This is a genomic window from Streptomyces sp. NPDC031100, from assembly GCF_055570785.1.
Map to the genome: position 1 here is coordinate 283,901 of NZ_JBVIGN010000007.1, position 18,447 is coordinate 302,347.

General features: G+C 71.6%; 12 protein-coding genes. 6 read left to right on the top strand and 6 right to left on the bottom strand.

Annotated elements, in window-relative coordinates; translation table 11 throughout:
* Positions 1–528: 528 nt before the first annotated feature.
* On the top strand, positions 529–2,679 hold the full coding sequence (locus tag ACZ5DS_RS21640; RefSeq protein ID WP_468241278.1) for a SpoIIE family protein phosphatase: 2,151 nt from the start codon (positions 529–531) through the stop codon (positions 2,677–2,679).
* 189 nt (positions 2,680–2,868) lie between these two features.
* On the opposite strand, the gene ACZ5DS_RS21645 is transcribed toward ACZ5DS_RS21640, so the two are convergent.
* A complete protein-coding gene (locus ACZ5DS_RS21645; protein ID WP_468241280.1) occupies positions 2,869–4,245 on the bottom strand; it encodes a S1 family peptidase in 1,377 nt (458 codons plus the stop codon).
* 200 nt (positions 4,246–4,445) lie between these two features.
* On the opposite strand from ACZ5DS_RS21645, the gene ACZ5DS_RS21650 reads away from it, so the two are divergent.
* The 5 genes from ACZ5DS_RS21650 to ACZ5DS_RS21670 all read left to right on the top strand — a co-directional run bounded on the left by ACZ5DS_RS21650 (position 4,446) and on the right by ACZ5DS_RS21670 (position 11,521).
* Positions 4,446–4,859: a PaaI family thioesterase gene (locus ACZ5DS_RS21650; protein ID WP_468240919.1), complete on the top strand. Its 414-nt coding sequence runs from the start codon at positions 4,446–4,448 to the stop codon at positions 4,857–4,859.
* Between the two features lie 453 nt (positions 4,860–5,312).
* On the top strand, positions 5,313–5,531 hold the full coding sequence (locus tag ACZ5DS_RS21655; RefSeq protein WP_468240921.1) for a type A2 lantipeptide: 219 nt from the start codon (positions 5,313–5,315) through the stop codon (positions 5,529–5,531).
* Positions 5,532–5,668: 137 nt separating this feature from the next.
* The gene (locus ACZ5DS_RS21660; protein WP_468240924.1) at positions 5,669–6,475 is read left to right on the top strand and encodes a hypothetical protein; all 807 of its coding nucleotides are present in this window, start codon (positions 5,669–5,671) and stop codon (positions 6,473–6,475) included.
* Positions 6,472–8,694, top strand: a complete 2,223-nt coding sequence (locus tag ACZ5DS_RS21665) for an NHLP family bacteriocin export ABC transporter peptidase/permease/ATPase subunit (RefSeq protein WP_468240926.1) — start codon at positions 6,472–6,474, stop codon at positions 8,692–8,694. The genes ACZ5DS_RS21660 and ACZ5DS_RS21665 overlap by 4 nt, the downstream gene beginning before the upstream one ends.
* A 1-nt stretch (position 8,695) precedes the next feature.
* On the top strand, positions 8,696–11,521 hold the full coding sequence (locus ACZ5DS_RS21670) for an NHLP bacteriocin export ABC transporter permease/ATPase subunit (protein WP_468240928.1): 2,826 nt from the start codon (positions 8,696–8,698) through the stop codon (positions 11,519–11,521).
* 15 nt (positions 11,522–11,536) lie between these two features.
* On the opposite strand, the gene ACZ5DS_RS21675 is transcribed toward ACZ5DS_RS21670, so the two are convergent.
* The 5 genes from ACZ5DS_RS21675 to ACZ5DS_RS21695 form a co-directional block, all read right to left on the bottom strand.
* Complete coding sequence (locus ACZ5DS_RS21675) at positions 11,537–13,864, bottom strand: caspase, EACC1-associated type (protein WP_468240931.1); 2,328 nt, start codon at positions 13,862–13,864, stop codon at positions 11,537–11,539.
* Between the two features lie 9 nt (positions 13,865–13,873).
* On the bottom strand, positions 13,874–14,212 hold the full coding sequence (locus ACZ5DS_RS21680) for an effector-associated constant component EACC1 (protein WP_468240933.1): 339 nt from the start codon (positions 14,210–14,212) through the stop codon (positions 13,874–13,876).
* An 88-nt stretch (positions 14,213–14,300) separates the two neighbouring features.
* Positions 14,301–14,831: an SRPBCC family protein gene (locus ACZ5DS_RS21685; protein ID WP_468240935.1), complete on the bottom strand. Its 531-nt coding sequence runs from the start codon at positions 14,829–14,831 to the stop codon at positions 14,301–14,303.
* A gap of 28 nt (positions 14,832–14,859) precedes the next feature.
* Entirely contained in the window at positions 14,860–15,252 is a 393-nt protein-coding gene (locus ACZ5DS_RS21690; RefSeq protein ID WP_468240937.1) for an ArsR/SmtB family transcription factor, read from the bottom strand.
* 74 nt (positions 15,253–15,326) lie between these two features.
* Positions 15,327–18,332 carry a phosphorylase family protein gene (locus ACZ5DS_RS21695; RefSeq protein WP_468240940.1) on the bottom strand — a complete coding sequence of 1,002 codons (3,006 nt, stop codon included), beginning with the start codon at positions 18,330–18,332 and terminating at the stop codon, positions 15,327–15,329.
* Positions 18,333–18,447 lie beyond the last annotated feature (115 nt).

Below are 18,447 nucleotides of genomic sequence, written 5' to 3' on the forward strand. Positions count from 1 at the left end.
GGGCGGCACCTTGTGTTTTTCGTCCCAGCCCCGCCCCCCCCCCCCCCCCCCCCCCCCCCCCCCCCCCCCCCCCCCCCCCCCGGCACGCCAGGGTGCGTCCTCCACCCGCAGACCGGGTTCCTGCCGCAGCCACTCGGCCAGGACCGATCGCACCAGACACGCGTCGTGCACCAGAAGTACCCGGATCAATGCCCGCCCCTCCAGTCGTCCGTAGTCACCCGGCATCGCCGTGTTCTCGTCTTCGGGTGTTCAGCGCGTGCCCCATTCTTAGGTGCCGTCACCGTTCGCGGTCGCACAGATCCGGCCATCAGGGTGCGCGGGGGCGCACGCGGGGCGCCCGTACGCCACCGCGCGCTTCGGCTGCGGGGGCATGGTCCCGGCCGGACCGGGTATCCGGCGGCCCCACGCGCAGGCAGCGCCCGCGCAGGTCAGGGCCTCCGCCCGGCGTACGAAGGGCGCTCGCCGTGCGCGGCGCGTCCCCGCGGGGGAGCCTTGACCCCAAGACGCGACGCGCGGCCGTACGAGGAGGTGGTCGGCGTGTCCGACGGGCCAGGGCCGGCGCAGGCGCCGGCGGCCGCCAGGACGCCGGTCGGCCGCCCGCTGCTGTCGCTCGCGCTGGCCTCGATGATGGAGGCGGTGGGTGCGCACTCCGGCGCGGTGTACCTGCTCAGGCCCGACACGCCGGTCCTGGAGATGGCGGTGACGGCGGGGATGCCGCGGGCGTTCGCCGCGCCGTGGGAGCGGGTCCGGCTGGGCGCGCCGGTCCCGGTCGCGGACGCGGTGCGCGAACGGCAGCTCGTCTGGGTGGGCGGCGAGGAGGAGATGGCGCGCCGCTATCCGCGGATAGCGGTGGTGCTGCCGTACCCCTTCGCGCTGGCCGCGCTGCCGGTGGCGACGGCGGGGACCGTGTACGGCGCCGTGTTCGTGACCTGGCCCGGCGCGCATCCGTCGGAACTGTCCGACCGGGAGCGCGCCCATCTGACGGCGGGCTGCGAGCGGTTGGCCCTGCGGCTGGAACGGGCGGCTGCGGAGAACCGGGCGGTCGGTCCCGAGACCGACCTGCTGGCGACACCGCCGTCGGGCGTGGCCGACACGCTCGGGTCGGTGGAGGCGGTGCGGCTGGTGTCCCGGCTGCCGTACGGGCTGGTGTCGCTCGATCTGAACGGCCGGATCACCTTCGCCAACGCGGCGGCCGCCGACCTGCTCGGCAGACCCGCCCAGGACCTGCTCGGCACGCTGCTGTGGGTGACGGTGCCGTGGCTGAACGACCCGATGTACGAGGACCGTTACCGGGCCGCGCTGATCAGCCAGCAGGCGACGTCGTTCGTGGCGCTGCGCCCGCCGGGCGAGTGGCTGTCGTTCCGGATGTACCCGAGCACCACCGGGCTGAGCGTGCGGATCAGCCGGGCCCGGGCGGTGGCGGAGATGGCACGGGCGACTGCGCAGTCGGGGCCGGGGCCCTCGCGGCTGGTGAGCATCTCCCAGGTGCTGAGCCTGGCCGGGGCGCTGACGGAGGCGGTCGGGGTGCAGGACGTGGTGCAGCTGGTCGCGGACGAGGTCGCCCCGGCGGTCGGCTCCCAGGCACTGGTGATCCTCGGCTCGCAGGCCGGGCGGCTGCATGTGCTGGGGCACCGCGGCTACCCGGACCCGCACGTCGTGGAGCGCTTCGACGGGCTGCCGCTGAGCGAGCGCACGCCGGGCACCCACGCCCTCGACAGCGGATTGCCGGCCTTCTTCGAGTCGCGGGAGCAGCTGGAACGGCTCTACCCGCACCGGCACGAGACATCGGACGGGTACGCGGCGTGGGCGTATCTGCCGCTCATCGCGTCCGGGCGGCCGGTCGGCACCTGCGTCCTGGCGTACGCCGAACCGCATGTCTTCCCCGCCGACGAACGGGCGGTCCTGACCAGCCTCGGCGGCCTGATCGCGCAGGCCCTGGCGCGCGCCCTGCTGTACGACGCCAAGCACCGGCTGGCCCAGGGGCTGCAGCAGTCGCTGCTGCCGCACTCGCTGGCGCCGCTGCCCGGCATCGAGGCGGCGGCCCGCTATCTGCCGGCCACTCACGGCATGGAGATCGGCGGCGACTTCTACGACCTGGTGCCGACCCGGCCGCTGGCGGCCGCGGTGATCGGTGACGTCCAGGGCCACAATGTGACGGCGGCCGCGCTGATGGGGCAGATCCGCACCGGGGTGCGGGCGTACACCACGGTGGGGCAGACCCCCCAGGAGGTGATGCGCAGCACCAACCGGCTGCTCATCGACCTCGGCGCCGACCTGTTCGCCAGCTGCCTGTATCTGCGGCTGGACCCGGCGCGGGGGCAGGCCGTGATGGCACGGGCCGGGCATCCGCCGCCGCTGCTGCGCCGCCCGGACGGACGGGTGCGGGTGCTGGACCTTGCCGGCGGCCCGCTGCTCGGGATCGACGCGTCGGCCACGTATCCGACGACCGACGTCTCCCTGGCCCCCGGCGCGGTCCTCGCCCTCTACACCGACGGTCTAGTGGAGTCCCCCGGCGTCGACATCGAGGACTCGCTGGTCGACCTCGGCGCGCTGCTGGCCGAACGGGGCGACCAGCCGCTGGAGAGCCTGGCCGACGACCTGGTGGGGCACAGCGCGGCGGCACGGGAGCGGGCGGACGACGTGGCGGTCCTGCTGCTACGGGCGCGCGAGGACCGCTGAGCCGCCTTGCTGAACGACCGCGGTCCGGCCCTCCCGCCGGAGGGCCGGACCGTCCCTGTCGGCCGGAACCGCGGTGGGCCGGTCAGGGCGACCCGGGACGGTTCGATGGTCCCGGCTCGTCAGGTCCCGGTGTGGGACGGCTCGGTGGGACTGTCAGGGACGGCGCCCCGCCGCACGGTCCGGGACGGCTCAGTGGGACCCGGTCAGGGACGCCGCGCCGTCGCCCGTGCCCGCGCCGGACTGGTCGCCGGTGCCCGTGGCGTCACCGGTGCCGCTCGGGTCGCCCGCCGTGGCGGACGGGTCGGGGGTGCCGCCGATCTGCTCGCCGCCCGCCTGGTCGCCGGCACCGGCCTGGTCCCCGGCGGAGGCCGAGGGATCGGCGGTGCCCGCCTGGTCGCCCGCGCCCGCCTGGCCGCCCGCGCCGTTGCCGCCGTCGCCGAGGGTGGCGCCGGTGGCCTGCAGGGCGGCGGTGACCGGCTGGAAGAAGGTCTCGCCGCCGCTGGTGCAGTCGCCGCTGCCGCCGGAGGTGAGGCCGACGGCGCCGCCGTCCTGGGTGAACAGGGAGCCGCCGCTGTCGCCGGGCTCGGCGCAGACATTGGTCTGGATGAGGCCGTTGACGGTGTCGACGCCGTTCGGGTCGGTCTCGCTCTGGAAGTTCACGGTGGCGTCGAGGCCGGTCACCTGGCCGTTGTGCAGCCCGGTGGTGGAGCCCATCCGGAACACGGTCTCGCCGACGGTGGCGTCCTGGGCCTGGGTGATCTGCACGGTCTGGCCGTTGCCGGCGTTGACCTCGCTGGGCGCCTGCGTGCTCGCGTCGTTGTACTTGACGAGGGAGAAGTCGTTGCCCGGGAAGGTGGCCTGGTCCACCGTCGCGATGGGCTGCCCGTTCTGGGAGTCGGACCAGTCCTTGGCGGCCACCCCGCAGTGACCGGCCGTCAGGAAGGCGGGGCTGCCGTCGGAGGCCTTGACGTTGAAGCCCAGAGAGCAGCGCACGTTGCCGCCCTGCACCTGGGAGAAGATGGCGTCGCCGCCGGAGACGAAGGTCTTGAAGGTGCCGGCGGACTTCTTCAGCGTCGCCATGCCCGAACCGAGGCTCTGCACGGTCGACTGGAGCCGGTTCCACTTGGCGCCGGTGACACTGGAGTCGGCCGTGACCACGACCTTGTTGGTGCGCGGGTCGACGGCCCAGGCGGTGCCCGGGATGGTCGCCCTGGTCTTCAGGGTCTGCGCGGCGGACTTGAGTTCGGCGGTGCTGTTGCGGACCTGGCGGACGGCCGCGCCGGCCTTCTTCGCCTGCACGATGACGTTCTTGTCCCCGCTGACCACGTTGACGACCAGCTGCTGCCTGCCGCTGTCGTAGTAGGACCCGGCGAGCGCGTCACCGAGCAGCTTCTGCAAGTGCGAGGAGAGATCCGAGGCGTCCGAGGCCTTCAGGGTCTTCGCGCTGCCGGCGGCGCCCGCGGCATCGTTGGTGTCCTGGGACGCGTTGGCGTGCGGCAGCAGGAGGGCCGCCGCTCCGAGCGCCGCGACACCGCCCACCGCTATCGCGGCCTTGCGCTTGGGCATTCGCTTGTGACTCAAACTTCTCGACCTCCTGGGGACGGGGGTACATGCCGCTGTCGGGCAGTTGATCGGGGGCGCCTGGATGGCTGTAGGTACGGGCGGGTCACCCGGTGCGTTCAATTCCGGTTGCCAACTTCCCTCCACTGGCGGCGAATCGGCCATGCTCCGCGTGTCGGGCCGCGCGGCCGGGAAGAATCCCCCATATGACGATGACCACCGCCGAAGCCGACAAGATCCTGTCCGCCAACTTCGCCCCCTGGGTGCTCGATCTCGGGCTGTCCGTCGAGACCGTGGGCGAGAACCGGGCGGTCCTGCGTCTGCCCTGGTCGGACCGGCTGGCCCGGGAGGGTGGCGCCCTGTCGGGGCAGGCGTTGATGGCGGCCGCCGACACGGCCACGGTGATCGCGGTCTCGGCCGCGCGGGGCGGCTTCGTGCCGATGACGACCGTGCAGCAGTCGACGTCGTTCCAGCGGGCGGTGACCGGTTCGGATGTCCTGATCGAAGCGGTCCTGACCAAGCTGGGCCGGCGGATGGCGTTCGCGGACATCACGCTGAGCGATGCCGGTTCGGGCGCGCTCGCGGCCCGTGCGAGCACGGTCTATGCACTCATGGGCTGACACGCTCAGCCATCGATCGGTAGCGGTCCGTTCCGATCACGTACCGGAATCCCTGCTTCAGCGAATCTGCACATTGAATACTCAACCAAGTCACTCTCGCCCTGGGTTCTGCACATTCGCGCGCCCCCTGGTACGCCTTTGGCGCGGAGTGCCGGATTCGCGGCCCGGCGAGCAAGGGGACGGGTTGCGCCGATGCCGTGCGGCATGTGAAGGAGTCGCCGACATGGCGTGCACGCGCCTGCACGGTTGGGGCCTCGCGCGCACCAAGTGCGCTGGTGAGGGGCTTGGTTGATTGGAAGCGCAGCTCGCGTGCGTGCTTTGATCCATCACATCGCGGGGGTCCCCCGGGCTCCCGGGGACGGGCGCCCGGCACCCGCGATCGCGGCCGTCGTCTGTCCCCAGAGGGGGCCGCTTCCCCCCTTGTGAAATATCCATACGAAGGGAAGTTCCATCATGAACTCCACCCCCCAGGTTGAGACCGTCGAGATCTCGGACGCCGAGCTGGACAACGTCTCCGGCGGCCTTTCCGTGAACGCCCTCAACAGCACCCTCGCCACCGTGAACGAGGTTGCCCCGGGCGTCAACGGCCTGGTCAACACCGCTCTCGGCACCGTCACCGGCGTCGCCGGCATCAACACGGCGCCGCTGACCGCCACGGTCGCCGGTCTCTGATCGCACCTCGGTGTCACCGAAGTCCCGGAGCCGTCCCCCGGCTCCGGGGCTCTCGGGTGCCCGAAGGTGTCGGAAGGGTGTCGGAAGACGCCCGAATCCTGTCGTAACGATGTCTCTCCTCGGGTGAGGGAAGTTCCGTGCAGTTCCGCCAACAGGCCCTCGCCAAGCTCCAGTCGCCGGAGGAGCTGGACCTTCCGGTCCGCCTCGCCCGACCCCAGGGCTGGCTCGCGCTCGGCGTCACCGTCGTCGTCATGGCGGCGGCCTCCGTGTGGGCGGTGACCGGTTCGGTCGCCTCCACGGTGAGCGCGCAGGCCATCCTCACCCACGGGCAGGGCAGCTATCTGCTGCAGAGCCCCGTGGCCGGCCAGGTCACGGCCGTGCTCGCGAAGCAGGGCGAACGGCTGCCCGCGAACGCTCCGGTCCTCAAGGTCCGTACGAGTCAAGGCGATTCCGTGGTGCGCACGGTCGCCGCGGGCCGCGTCACCGCGCTCGCCGCCACCATCGGCCAGATCATCCAGACCGGTGCGAACATCGCCGCGGTGGAGAAGATCGCGCACGCCTCCGACCCGCTGTACGCGACGGTGTACGTCCCCGCCGAGAACGCCGCCGCCATCCCGGCGCACGCGGCCGTGGACCTCACGGTGTCCTCGGTGCCGACCCAGCAGTACGGCGTGCTGCGCGGGCAGGTGAAGTCGGTGGACCGCACCGCGCAGTCCGCCCAGTCGATCGCCGCGTTCCTCGGCGACAGCCAGTTGGGCGAGCAGTTCACGAAGAAGGGCCGGCCGGTGGCGGTCCTGGTCAGGCTCGACAAGTCGCCCGGCACCAAGAGCGGTTACCAGTGGTCCTCTGCCGACGGGCCGCCGTACAAGCTCGACTCCATGACCCTCGCCAGCGGTTCGATCCGGCTGGCCGACCAGCGCCCCGTCGATTGGCTGCTGCCGTGACCACCACCCAGGAGACCCGCGGCCGCAGACGCGCCGCCCCGGCCCGGCGCCCGGTCCCCAAGCCCCGTGGCGGCACGGTCCGCACCCCGACCGTGCTCCAGATGGAGGCCGTCGAGTGCGGCGCCGCCTCCCTCGCGATGGTGCTCGGTCACTACGGCCGGCACATCCCGCTGGAGGAGCTGCGCATCGCCTGCGGTGTCTCCCGCGACGGTTCACGCGCCAGCAACCTGCTGAAGGCGGCCCGCAGTTACGGCCTCACCGCCAAGGGCATGCAGATGGACCTGGCCGCCCTCGCCGAGGTCGCGGCACCGGCCATCCTGTTCTGGGAGTTCAACCACTACGTCGTCTACGACGGCATGGGCCGCCGCTTCGGCCGGCGCGGGGTGTACATCAACGACCCCGCGAAGGGCCGCCGGTTCGTGCCCATGGAGGAGTTCGACGGCAGCTTCACCGGTGTCGTGCTGGTGATGGAGCCCGGCGAAGGCTTCACCAAGGGCGGCCGCAAGCCGGGCGTGCTCGGTGCGATGCCGGCCCGGCTGCGCGGCACCGCGGGCACCCTGCCCGCCGCGGTGCTGGCCAGTCTGCTGCTGGTGGCCGTGGGCGCGGCGGTGCCCGCGCTCAGCCGCACCTACATCGACATGTTCCTCATCGGCGGACAGACCTCACTGCTGGGCGTGCTGTTCGCGTCGATGGCGGCCTGCCTCCTGCTCACACTGGTGCTGACCTGGCTCCAGCAGGCCAACCTGCTGCACGGCCGGATCATCTCCTCCACGCTTTCCAGCGCCCGCTTCCTGCGCCATCTGCTGCGGCTGCCGGTCACCTTCTTCTCCCAGCGCTCCCCGGCCGACCTGGTGCAGCGGCTCCAGTCCAACGACCAGGTCGCCGAGACACTGGCCCGCGACCTGGCGGCCGCGGGCGTGGACGCCGTCGTGGTCGTCCTGTACGCCGTACTGCTGTACACCTACGACCCGCAGCTGACGTTCGTCGGCATCGGCGTGGCCCTGTTGAACGTGGTGGCCATGCGACTGGTCGTACGGCTGCGCGCGACCCGCACGGCGAAGCTGCGGGCGGACACCGCACGGCTCACCAACACCTCGTACACCGGTCTGCAGCTGATCGAGACGATGAAGGCGACCGGCGGCGAGGACGGCTACTTCCGCAAGTGGGCGGGCCAGCACGCCACCACGCTGGAGGAACAGCAGCGGCTCGGCGTGCCGAGTGCCTGGCTCGGGGTGGTCGCGCCCACGCTCGCCACGGTCAACAGCGCGCTGATCCTGTGGATCGGCGGCCTGCGCGCGGTCGAGGGACACATCTCGGTGGGCCTGCTGGTCGCCTTCCAGGCGCTGGTCACCCGCTTCACCGCGCCGCTCACGCGACTGAACGGTGTGGCGGGCCGCATCCAGGACTTCGCGGCCGACGTGGCCCGGCTGAAGGACGTGGAGAACTTCCAGGCCGACCCGCTCTACGCCCGCCCCGGCGGCGCCGACTCCACACGGCGGCTGCACGGGCACGTCGAGCTGGAGAACGTCACCTTCGGCTACAGCCCGCTGGACAAGCCGCTGCTGAGCGGCTTCGACCTGACCGTGGGACCCGGGCAGCAGGTGGCACTGGTCGGCGGCTCGGGCAGCGGCAAGTCGACGGTGTCGCGGCTGATCTCGGGCCTGTACGCGCCCTGGGACGGCGTGATCCGCATCGACGGCCGCCGTCTGGAGGACATTCCGCGCGGGGCGCTCGCCGCCTCCGTCTCCTTCGTCGACCAGGACGTGTTCCTGTTCGAGGGCTCGGTCCGCGACAACGTGGCCCTGTGGGACCCGTCGATCCCGGACGAGGCCGTGGTGGAGGCGCTGAGGGACGCGGCCCTGTACGACGTGGTGATGCGCCGGCCCGGCGGCATTCACAGCAAGGTCGAGCAGGACGGCCGGAACTTCTCCGGCGGGCAGCGCCAACGCCTCGAGATCGCCCGGGCGTTGGTGCGGCGGCCCAGCATCCTCGTGCTGGACGAGGTGACCAGCGCGCTGGACGCGGAGACCGAGCAGGTCGTGATGGACAACCTGCGTCGGCGCGGCTGCGCCTGCGTGGTGATCGCCCACCGGCTGAGCACGGTCCGGGACAGCGACGAGATCGTGGTGCTGCAGCACGGCACGGTCGTGGAGCGCGGACGGCACGAGCAGCTGGTGGCGCACGGCGGCGCGTACGCCGCACTGGTCAGGGAGCGATGAGATGACGACTGTGCAGGAGGGGTACGAAGGCGACCTCGTTCTCGGTGCGCTGGGGTCCATGGGCACGCGCATCGACTGCGCGGGCTTCAACCGCTTGGACCTGGAGGGTCCGCAGGTGCTGTGGCTGGTCGCCGCCGGTGCCCTGGACCTGTTCGCGGTGGACGCCGCCCAGCAGGGCCACTGGCACCACCTCGGCCGGCTGGAGGCGGGCGCACTGCTGCTCGGCCCGGTCGCAGGGCCGCAGCACACGCTGGTGGCGCGTCCGGCGCGGGACTGTGTGGTGCACCGGATCAACCTGCGCGAGCTGTACCAGCCCGCCCACACCCAGACCTGGTCGTACGACGAGTACGGCAACCCGCAGTACGTGCCCCCGGCGTCGAGCCCGCTGGAGTATGCGGTCGCGCTGGGCGTCGGCCGTGGCCTGTCGGTCCTCTTCCAGGCGCCGATGGCCGAGGAGCGGGCGACCGCCCCCGCCGACGACGACGTGTTCTGGATGCAGGTGCCGCCCGGCAGCGTCCAGTACGGCTCGCTGTACGGCTCGGAGGCCGCCGCGGACCTGCTGATGGATCCCGCGCTGTGGCAGAGCATGGTCGACCAGCAGTACCGGCTGCTGACCGCGCTGGACCGGTGGATCGAACAGCTGGAGCGCACCCACGAGACACGCACGGCCGCCGGGATCAAGGCCGGTGAGGCGGTCCGCGCCCAGGCCGACCAGACCCTGCTCGCCTCCATCGGCAAGCGCTCGGCCCGCCGTACGACGGCCGCCGACGCCGACGCCTCCTACGCGGCCTGCAAGCTGGTCGCCGAGGCGGCCGGGATCACCCTCGCGGAGCCCGCGCAGAGCGGCACCGAGAGCGAACGCCTCGACCCGGTCGAGCGGGTGGCCCTGTCCTCCCGGGTGCGCACCCGGGCCGTACGCCTGGACGGTCGCTGGTGGCGGGAGAACGTGGGCCCGCTGGTCGGGCACCGGGCGCTGTCCGGGGCGCCGGTGGCGCTGCTGTGGCGGCGCGGCGGCTATGTGGCCGTGCACCCGGGCACCGGACGCGAGACGCCGGTCGAGAAGGCGAACGCGGAGGAGTTCGAGCCGCGTGCGGTGATGTTCTACCGGCCGTTGCCCGAGCGGCGGCTCAGTCCGCTCGGGCTGCTGCGGTTCAGCCTGCGCGGAACCCGCGGCGACCTGCTCAACCTGATGCTCGCCGGGCTGGTGACGGTGGCGATCGGCGCGCTGGTGCCGATCGCGACGGGCAAGGTGCTGGGCGAGTACGTGCCGAGGGCCCAGACGGACCTGATCGTCCAGGTGTGTCTGGCGGTGATGGTCAGCGGCGTGGTGTCGGCCGCGTTCACGCTGCTGGACAACCTGACGATCCTGCGCCTGGAGGGCCGTATCGAGTCGGCGCTCCAGCCGGCCGTCTGGGACCGGCTGCTCAGGCTCCCGACCCGGTTCTTCACCCAGCGTTCCACCGGTGAACTGGCCAGTGCCGCCATGGGCATCAGCGCGATCCGGCGGCTGCTGGCGGGCGTCGGTCCGGTGGTGGCGCAGTCGGTGACGGTCGGCGCGATGAACCTCGGGCTGCTGTTCTGGTACAGCGTGCCGATGGCCATGGCGGCGATCGGCATGCTCGTCGTCATCGCGGCGGTGTTCCTGGGGCTCGGGCTGTGGCAGGTGCGCTGGCAGCGGAAGCTCGTGGTGCTCGGCAACAAGCTGAACAACCAGGCGTTCCAGACGCTGCGGGGCCTGCCCAAGCTGCGGGTGGCGGCGGCGGAGAACTACGCGTACGCCGCCTGGGCGCGGGAGTTCGCGCACAGCCGGGAACTCCAGCAGAAGGTCGGCCGGATCAAGAACCTCACCACGGTGCTGGGCGCGGTCTATCTGCCGGTGGTCACCCTGCTGATGTTCATGCTGCTGGCGGGCCCGGCCAAGGGCGCGATGTCGGCGGCGGCCTTCCTCACCTTCAACACCTCGGTGACGATGGTGCTGACCTCGGTCACCCAGCTCACCGGTTCCTTCGTCTCGGCGGTGGCCGCGCTGCCGCTGTTCGAGGAGATCAGGCCGGTCCTGGACGCCACGCCGGAGGTGCGCACGGCGAGCACCCGCCCGGGCCCGCTGTCCGGCGCGGTCGAGGCCCGCCGGCTCTCCTTCCGGTACGCCGACGACGGCCCCCTCGTCCTGGACGACGTCTCCTTCGCCGTCCGCCCGGGCGAGTTCGTGGCGATCGTGGGCCCCAGCGGCTGCGGCAAATCGACCCTTCTGCGCCTGCTCATCGGCTTCGACAAGCCGGTCTCGGGCAGCGTCCTGTACGACGGCCAGGACCTGGCGGCCCTCGACCAGTCGGCCGTACGCCGCCAGTGCGGAGTCGTCCTCCAGCACGCCCAGCCGTTCACCGGTTCCATCCTCGACGTCATCTGCGGCACCGAGCCGTACACGCCCGAGGAGGCGATGGCCGCTGCCGAGATGGCGGGTCTGGCGGAGGACATCAAGCGCATGCCGATGGGCCTGCACACGATCGTCGCGGGCAACGGCGCGATCTCCGGCGGACAGCGGCAGCGCCTGATGATCGCCCAGGCACTGATCCGCCGCCCGCGCATCCTCTTCTTCGACGAGGCCACCAGCGCCCTCGACAACGACACCCAGCGCATCGTCATCGAGAGCACCCGCAAACTCAACGCCACCCGCATCGTCATCGCCCACCGCCTCTCGACGGTCCTGGACGCGGACCGGGTCGTCGTGATGGAGGACGGCAAGGTCATCCAACAGGGCCGCCCCGCCGATCTCCTCGCGGACACCACGGGTCGACTGCACGAACTGGTGCGCAGGCAGCTCGCGTGACCCATGGGGCTGGGCTCACTGCGTGTGCCAGGCGTTCTCGGCCACGGCACCGATGACCACCGGAACGTCCGACACCCGATCCACGATCTCGACCACCTCGGCATCGAGCATGTCGGCGACGATGCACGAGATGTTCCCCGGACCTCCACCGCGCAGAGCCAGCTGGACCAACTCCTGGACGGTCTCCTGAGGCGACCGGTATTCCGCCATGCATACACGTATCGTCTCGTCCGAGACCACGGCGGTCAGACCGTCGGTGCACAGCAGGTAGCGGTCGCCGGCCCGGACCGCACGCAGGGACACATCCGGCTCGACGTGTTCGGCCCGCCCCAGTGCCCGCGTCAGCAGCGCACGTTGAGGATGCACGGCGGCCTCCTCAGGAGTGATGCGGCCTTCGTCGAGCAGCCCCTGCACCCAGGTGTGGTCCGCCGTGATCTGGGTCAGGACCCCGTCCCGGAGCAGGTACGCACGTGAGTCGCCGACGTGCACGAGCCCGAGCCGCGTCCCCGTCACCAACACGGCGGTGAGGGTGGTCTCCATGCCCTCGAGACCCGGGTCCTCCTCCACCATCTCGCGCAACTGCCGTTGGGCTCGTTGCACCGCGGTGTCGAGCACGGTGAGCATGTTCTCGACCGGCTCCTCGTCGTCGAGCGCCACCAGGGTGGCGATCACCTCGGAGCTGGCCACCTCGCCCGCGGGCTGCCCGTTCGCCCCGTCCGCGAGTGCCAGCAGACGCGGGCCGGCATAGCCCGAGTCCTGGTTGCTGTCACAGAGCATGCCCTTGTGCGAGCCCGCGGCGAAACGCAGGACCGGAGCGTCGGACGTCGGGTGCGCCGTGGCGTGGTGCGGCGGGCGGCTGCCGTGCTGGGGCGGCGTCACCTGGTGCGGCACAGGGCGCACGGCGCGGTCTCGCAGCTCTGCGATCGCCCGCCACATGTCGCCGGCGTTCCGGTACCGGTCGGCGGGGTCGTGGGACAGGGCCTTGAGTACGACGGCGTCGAACTCGTCGGACACTTCGGGTCGCCGTGCCGACGGCGGAGCGACGGGGGCACCCGCCTCACCGGGAGGGGTGCCGGTGAGGATCCCGTACAGGAGCCGGCCCATTTCCAGGAGGTCACCCCGTTCGTCGGGGGCGTCGCCCAGGTCCACCACCTTGATGTGGTTCTCGGGGGTGACCACGACGCTCTCGAGATCGAGATGCCAGCCGTAGACGCCCAGCTCATGGGCATGCTCCAGCATGCCGAGCAGTTCGCCGGCGGCGTGCACGGCCCACTCCGGAGGGGCGAGTTGGCGTCTCACCAGGGTGCCCAGTGTCGATCCCCCGACGTGTTCGGTCACCAGGTAGGGGCACTGGACACCGTCGCGCTGCACCGTGCCGATGTCCAGGAGGACTGCCACCATCGGGTGTCTGAGCAGGGCTCGGGACCTGGCCCGTCGGCGGAACCCGGCAGACAGACCGGCGGTGGCGGCCGGAGGGGTCATCAGCTTGATGGTGACCGGGCGGTCGAGAGCGGTGTCGCGTGCCTGGAACGTCTCGGTGACGGCGTCCTCCCTGATACGTGCGCCCAGTTCGTACCTGTCCGCCAGCAGGCGTTGGGCGTGCGCAGGGGTGTAGGCCCGGTTGCGGAAGAGGGGCAGTTGGCCTGCCGTGTTGCGCACCCGTTTCTGTGGCTGGGGGCAGGAACGGGACCGCAGCGCTTCCGTCAGGTACTCGAACATCGAGTCCAGGCGCAGGAGTTCGGGTCCGTTCGCGACTCCGCGGGACAGGATGTTGATCAGTTCGCCGGTGAAGGCGGTGTGCCGGGCGCCCGGCGGGGCCAAGGCCTGCGCGGACTCCCCGGCCGAGGCGATCAGGTACGTGCCCTCCACCACGGCGCCGTTGGCCACGGCCGCCGGCGGATCGCCCATCATGCCCAGGGCCCGGCCGCTGTAGCAGCAGTCGAGGATCACGATCCGGCGCTCGACGCTCAGTCTCAACAGTTTCCTGCGCAGCCAGTCGTACGGAACGGCCGTTTCCACCGCGCCGTTGCGCGAGCCCGGCAGGCCCAACCACAGGTCACCCGTGTTCGGGTCGATGAGGCCATGGCCCGCGTAGTACACGATCAGGGTGTCCAGCCGGCTGCTTTCCAGCTCCTGCAGGGGCGCGAGAGCCGCGGCCTGGCTGACGGGTTCGAGCTGCACATGGCACTGCGCGGACGGCAGTCCCCAGACCGAGGGGTCGCACAGCTGGGCGGCGAGGTCCGTGACGTTGCCCTCGACGCCGGGCAGGGATTCGAGATGCTCGTACCGGCTCACGCCGATCAGCACGGCGGCGGATCTCTCGGGGGATGCCGCGGTGTCCACGCCGCCCGCCTACTGGTCGAGTTCGGCCAGCAGACGGGCGGCGGTGTCGGCATCCTGCCCGGACAGCGTGATCTTCGTTCCGTTCCGTTCGATGGTGATCTCGGGCGGGGTGGGGCGTGTGGCCCGCCAGGAGATCCAGGCCAGGGCGAGGTTGCCGAGCTGGAAGCCGCTGTCGAGGGCGAGCTGGATGGCGTCCAGGGCAGACCCCATCCGTCCCGGGGCCGGTCGGTCGCCGCCCAGCTCCAGGCGGGCGTTGCGCCGGATGTAGGGATCGTCGGAGAGCCAGAGGTACAGCGAGCGCAGTTCCGCCTCGACGTCGTCGGCCGTGGCCGTGATGGCAAGGTCCATGACGCTCCCCCCGTTCGCGCATGTGTCGACTGCCACACTGGCACAGCGCCCCCGGTCGGCGCAGCCCTTCGACGCGGTACCGCGCCGGTCAGGCATCCAGCCCCGGCACGGGTGCGCCCGAGGGCACTCCGGCCCCGACGTAACCGTCGTAGAACTCCTTCCAAGGCGCGCCCGGTCCGGCGTGCGGGCCCTCGGAGCGTTCGCCGCGGGCCCTGGCGTCCAGGGCGGCGAGGCACACCTCCCAGCCGGCGCCGTTGCGGGCGGCCGTGTTCTCGGCGACGAGGACGTTGGTGAGCGTGAACCGGGTGCGGCCCGGGCCGGCCTCCTCCAGGTCGAAGTGGAGTTCGTCGCCGCCCCACTCGAAGGACAGGTGACGGGGCGGGTCGACGGCGAGGACCCGGCCGGTGGACTCGGGCATGTTGGGGTCGCCGGTGAACCGGATCGCTCCGCCGGGGCGCAGGTCCATCTCGGCGCGGGAGGGGAACCACTGGGCGAGTTCGTCCGGGTCGGTCACGAAGTGCCAGACGCGGCTCTGCGGGTGGTCGTAGGTGCGGCTGAAGCGGACGGCGGGGCGGCCGTCGTCGAGGGTCAGATAGGTGCCGGTGAGGTCGACGGACATGGTGCTTCGGTCCTTCGCGGTGGGGGTGTCAGGTGTCGTCCGGCGTCTCGCCCCGCTCCTCGGAGCCGTCCGCCTCGTCCCTCTCCTCGGAGCCGTCCGCCTCCTCCCTCTCCTGCGTCTCGTCGAGGCGGCGGCCCAGGGCGTCGAGGCTGCTGGTCCACAGCCTGCGGTACGGCGCCAGCCAGGCGTCCAGCGCGGCGATCGGGGCCGGGTCGAGGGCGTAGACGCGGCGCTGCGCGTCCTGCCTGACCCGGACCAGACCGGCCTCCCGCAGCACCTTCAGGTGCTTGGAGGTGCTCGGCTGGCTCAGTCCGCATGCCTCCACGATCTCCCCGACGGGCCGGGGCCGCTCCAGGAGCAGAGCGACGATGGCCCGCCGGTGGGGGTCGGCGAGAGCGGTCCAGAGCGCGGCGTCGGACATGCGACCAATATGCCTCTGCGGTTATATTCCCGTCAAGGAATGGACTGAGGTCGTGGCCGTGGGAGGACGGCCCCTCAGAAGTTGGAGATCACGCTGGTCAGCACCTCGTTGAGGATCTTCGGGTCCTTGGCCTCGTAGTTGTGCGCCCCGGTAGCCGTGGCGATCTCCTCCAGCACGCTTCTGCCGTTCGCGTCCTGCTGGTCGGCCTTCGATCCGTAGGCCACGGTGAACACGCGGATCCGCTTCGCGGGGGTGCCGATCCTGGCGAGGACATCCTTGAGGGTCGGCTTGGGCGGTACGCCCTCGTTGCGACCGTCGGTGAGCAGGACGATCGCGTTGATGGCGTCCGGGTCGTAGTCCTTGCGCAGCGTGTCCACCGCCGCCTCGACCGTGCCGTACAGGCCGGTCGCCCCGTTCGGTACCAGATTGTTGATTTCGTCCGCGAGCTCCTTGCGCCGCGTCGCACCGCGCCGGTCGGCGGACTTCTCCCCCATCGGCCCGATGTCGACCAGCGGGACGTAGTGGTGCTTGCCGTCGAGACTGGCCGCGTTGGAGAACTTCCACAGGCCGACCCGGTCGGTGTCCGCGAAACCGCCGTTGCCGAACAGGGCGGGCTCGGCTTGGCGCAGCAGCTCCATCTTGGTGCCGCCGGTGCCGGGCACCTCCTCGTCCATCGACTTGGAGGTGTCGATCACCACGAGGACATTCGCCCGCCGCCGCAGGGTCGGCCAGACGGTCTGCAACCGGCTCAGGACCGCGCCGTCCGGTGCCGTGTAGTCGGAGATGGAGGCGTCGGGCTGCGCGCCGTTGGTCCGCGAGAGGGACGGGGCGGCGTCGGCGGCCCCCTTGTGGGTCCGGAAGCCGTACGGCGCGAAGTACTTGCCGTAGACGTCCGAGCGGTGCAGGTAGTTCAGGAAGTCCCGGGAGACCGGCCGCTTGGCCTTGTCCATGTTCTTGAGCTCGACGTAGGGATGGTCGCTGACCGGATCACTGTCGGTCGGGTAGAAGGAGACCAGCGGGGTGTGCGGGCGGCTCCGCTTCTCGCAGCCGTGCGCCTTGCTGTAGGCCCCGCAGGGGTAGCCCTCGTTGTACGCGACGACGGCGTCCTCCTCGACCGTGACGGCCGAGATGTACTTCAGCGCCTCGTCGGCACCGCCCCGGTCGTCGGCGGCGCGCAGATTGGCCAGGAACGTCAGCGTGGTGTCGCCGTAGTGGACCACGGACTTCTCGATGGCACGGACGAAGGCCTGGTTGTCCGGCGCGTCGATGTCCCGCGGGGACAGTTCGGCGCTGGTGCGGGTCTTGGCGTAGTAGGCGCCGATGGTGGCGTTCAGACCGGAGGTCGAGTACGTGGGATTCGTCTTGCCCAGCTTGAAGGCGCCCCACTGCTTCTGGCCGACGCTCTCCCAGAACGTGGCCGGGTCGGCGGCCCACTGTGCGAGCTTGCCCCAGCCGATGGTGGACTCCGGCCAGCCCAGCGCCTCGGCCATCGGCTTGGGCATCGCGATCGTCAGCGGGCTGGTCACGATGGGCTCCGCGGTCTCGGGCAGCCGTTGCTTCACCGGCCCGGTCGCCTGGGTACGGGCCAGGGTGAGCCATTCGCTGCCGGCGGGCGACCACACGTCCGGCTCGTCGCCGTCGTCCTCGCCCCAGCCCCGGGCCAACGCGCGCATGGCCGTACCGGAGTTGACGGACGAGACCTCGATCTTGACGCAGCTGCCGCCCGCGCTGCTCCGCGCGCCGTAGTCCGCGGCGGCCTCGCTCAGTGAGGTCGAGAAGTCGATGGAGGCGGCGATGTGCAGCTTCACACGGGCCTGGGACACCGGACATCTCTCCAGCGTCGAGTCCTGGTCCGACGTCCCGGAGTCGGCAGCGGCCTTCAGGAGGAAGGCGAGCAGCCCGCCGACGACGGCCACCGCGACGCCGGCCATGAGGGTGGCGCGCCTCCGCCTGGGGGACCTTCCGGCGACCCGTGTGCGTAAGCTCGTGCGGCCCACGGCGGCCGACAGAGCGGTCCGGCGGCGACGGTCCGGGGGGACGGTCGGTGGATTTCCCGACGGCCGGACGGTCAGCGGCTCCCCCGACGGCTCGGACACGGCGTCATCGCCCTGCTCACCGGCTTCGGATGCGGCGGTTTCACCGGAGCGCGTTGCGGGGTCCTCCGACAGGGCGGCAGCAGCTCGGTCCGCCCCTGCCCCCGCCAAGTCGCCGCCATGCGCACCGTATACAGCGGCTTCGCCGCCGTCCGGCCCGGATGCGCCGGTGTCGGCCGACGTCCCGCGTTCGCGTGACGAGGACGCGGACAGACCCTCAACACCCTGCGCATCAGGGGTGGTTGTACCCTCCGCCTCCCCCTCGGGCGCCAGCGAGGAGAGGATGCGCACCGCTGCCGCGGCCGCGCACCACGCCGCGATCTCCTGGGAACCGCCCGCGTCCGCCCGCTGCTTGCCTCCGTCGGCCCGGTCGCTGATCCCCCGGATCGTCAGCGTGTCGAGGCCGCCGACGAGATGGGCGGCCCGGCACACGCCCGCGCTCTCCATCTCGATCGCGACCGCGTCGTCGTAGTTCCCGCGCAGCAACTCGCCCAGCGCGGAGGGCTCCCGGTCGAGCACGACGTTGCCGGAGGCGATCGGCGCGACCCGCACCCGGCCGGCGACCTCGGGGCCGAAGCTCATGTGCTGCACGTGCTGGACGAGCCACCACGGCGCTTCCCAGCCGCGGGGCCGGTAGTGGCCGCCGCGGGGACCCTGCTTCTCCCGGTAGTCGTAGATGCGCTCGCCGACGACCACGTCGCCGATCCGGACGTCGTCCTTCAGTCCGCCCGCCACCCCGACGAAGAACAGCACCCTCGGCCGGTACAGGTCGTAGGCGTGCTTGGTGACCACGGCCGCGTTGTCGTTACCGGGCCCGGTCTGCGCGAGCACGACGCTCCAGCGGGTGCCGGGCAGCCGGCCGTGCTCGAAGACCGTGCCGTTCTCGCTGTTCCGGGTGAGGTCCGTGAGGCGGGCGCGCACCGCGTCGTACTCGACGTGGAGCGCGGTCAGGATCACCGCGACCGGACCAGAAGAAGTGTCTGCCACCTGTAACCGATTCTCGACTCAGAGCCCCCATGCCGACGGCGCCACCGTAGCGGACGCACTCCCCCCAGGGGACCGGGTCGGACCAGCCCAGAAAACGAAACGCTGCCGCTTCGCT

What these genes read in the sequence shown, in the direction of transcription:
- ACZ5DS_RS21645 (WP_468241280.1), bottom strand. Translation starts at nt 4,245, where the DNA reads ATGCCCAAGCGCAAGGCCGCGATAGCGGTGGGCGGTGTCGCGGCGCTC.
- ACZ5DS_RS21650 (WP_468240919.1), top strand. Translation starts at nt 4,446, where the DNA reads ATGACGATGACCACCGCCGAAGCCGACAAGATCCTGTCCGCCAACTTC.
- ACZ5DS_RS21655 (WP_468240921.1), top strand. Translation starts at nt 5,313, where the DNA reads ATGAACTCCACCCCCCAGGTTGAGACCGTCGAGATCTCGGACGCCGAG.
- ACZ5DS_RS21670 (WP_468240928.1), top strand. Translation starts at nt 8,696, where the DNA reads ATGACGACTGTGCAGGAGGGGTACGAAGGCGACCTCGTTCTCGGTGCG.
- ACZ5DS_RS21680 (WP_468240933.1), bottom strand. Translation starts at nt 14,212, where the DNA reads ATGGACCTTGCCATCACGGCCACGGCCGACGACGTCGAGGCGGAACTG.
- ACZ5DS_RS21685 (WP_468240935.1), bottom strand. Translation starts at nt 14,831, where the DNA reads ATGTCCGTCGACCTCACCGGCACCTATCTGACCCTCGACGACGGCCGC.
- ACZ5DS_RS21690 (WP_468240937.1), bottom strand. Translation starts at nt 15,252, where the DNA reads ATGTCCGACGCCGCGCTCTGGACCGCTCTCGCCGACCCCCACCGGCGG.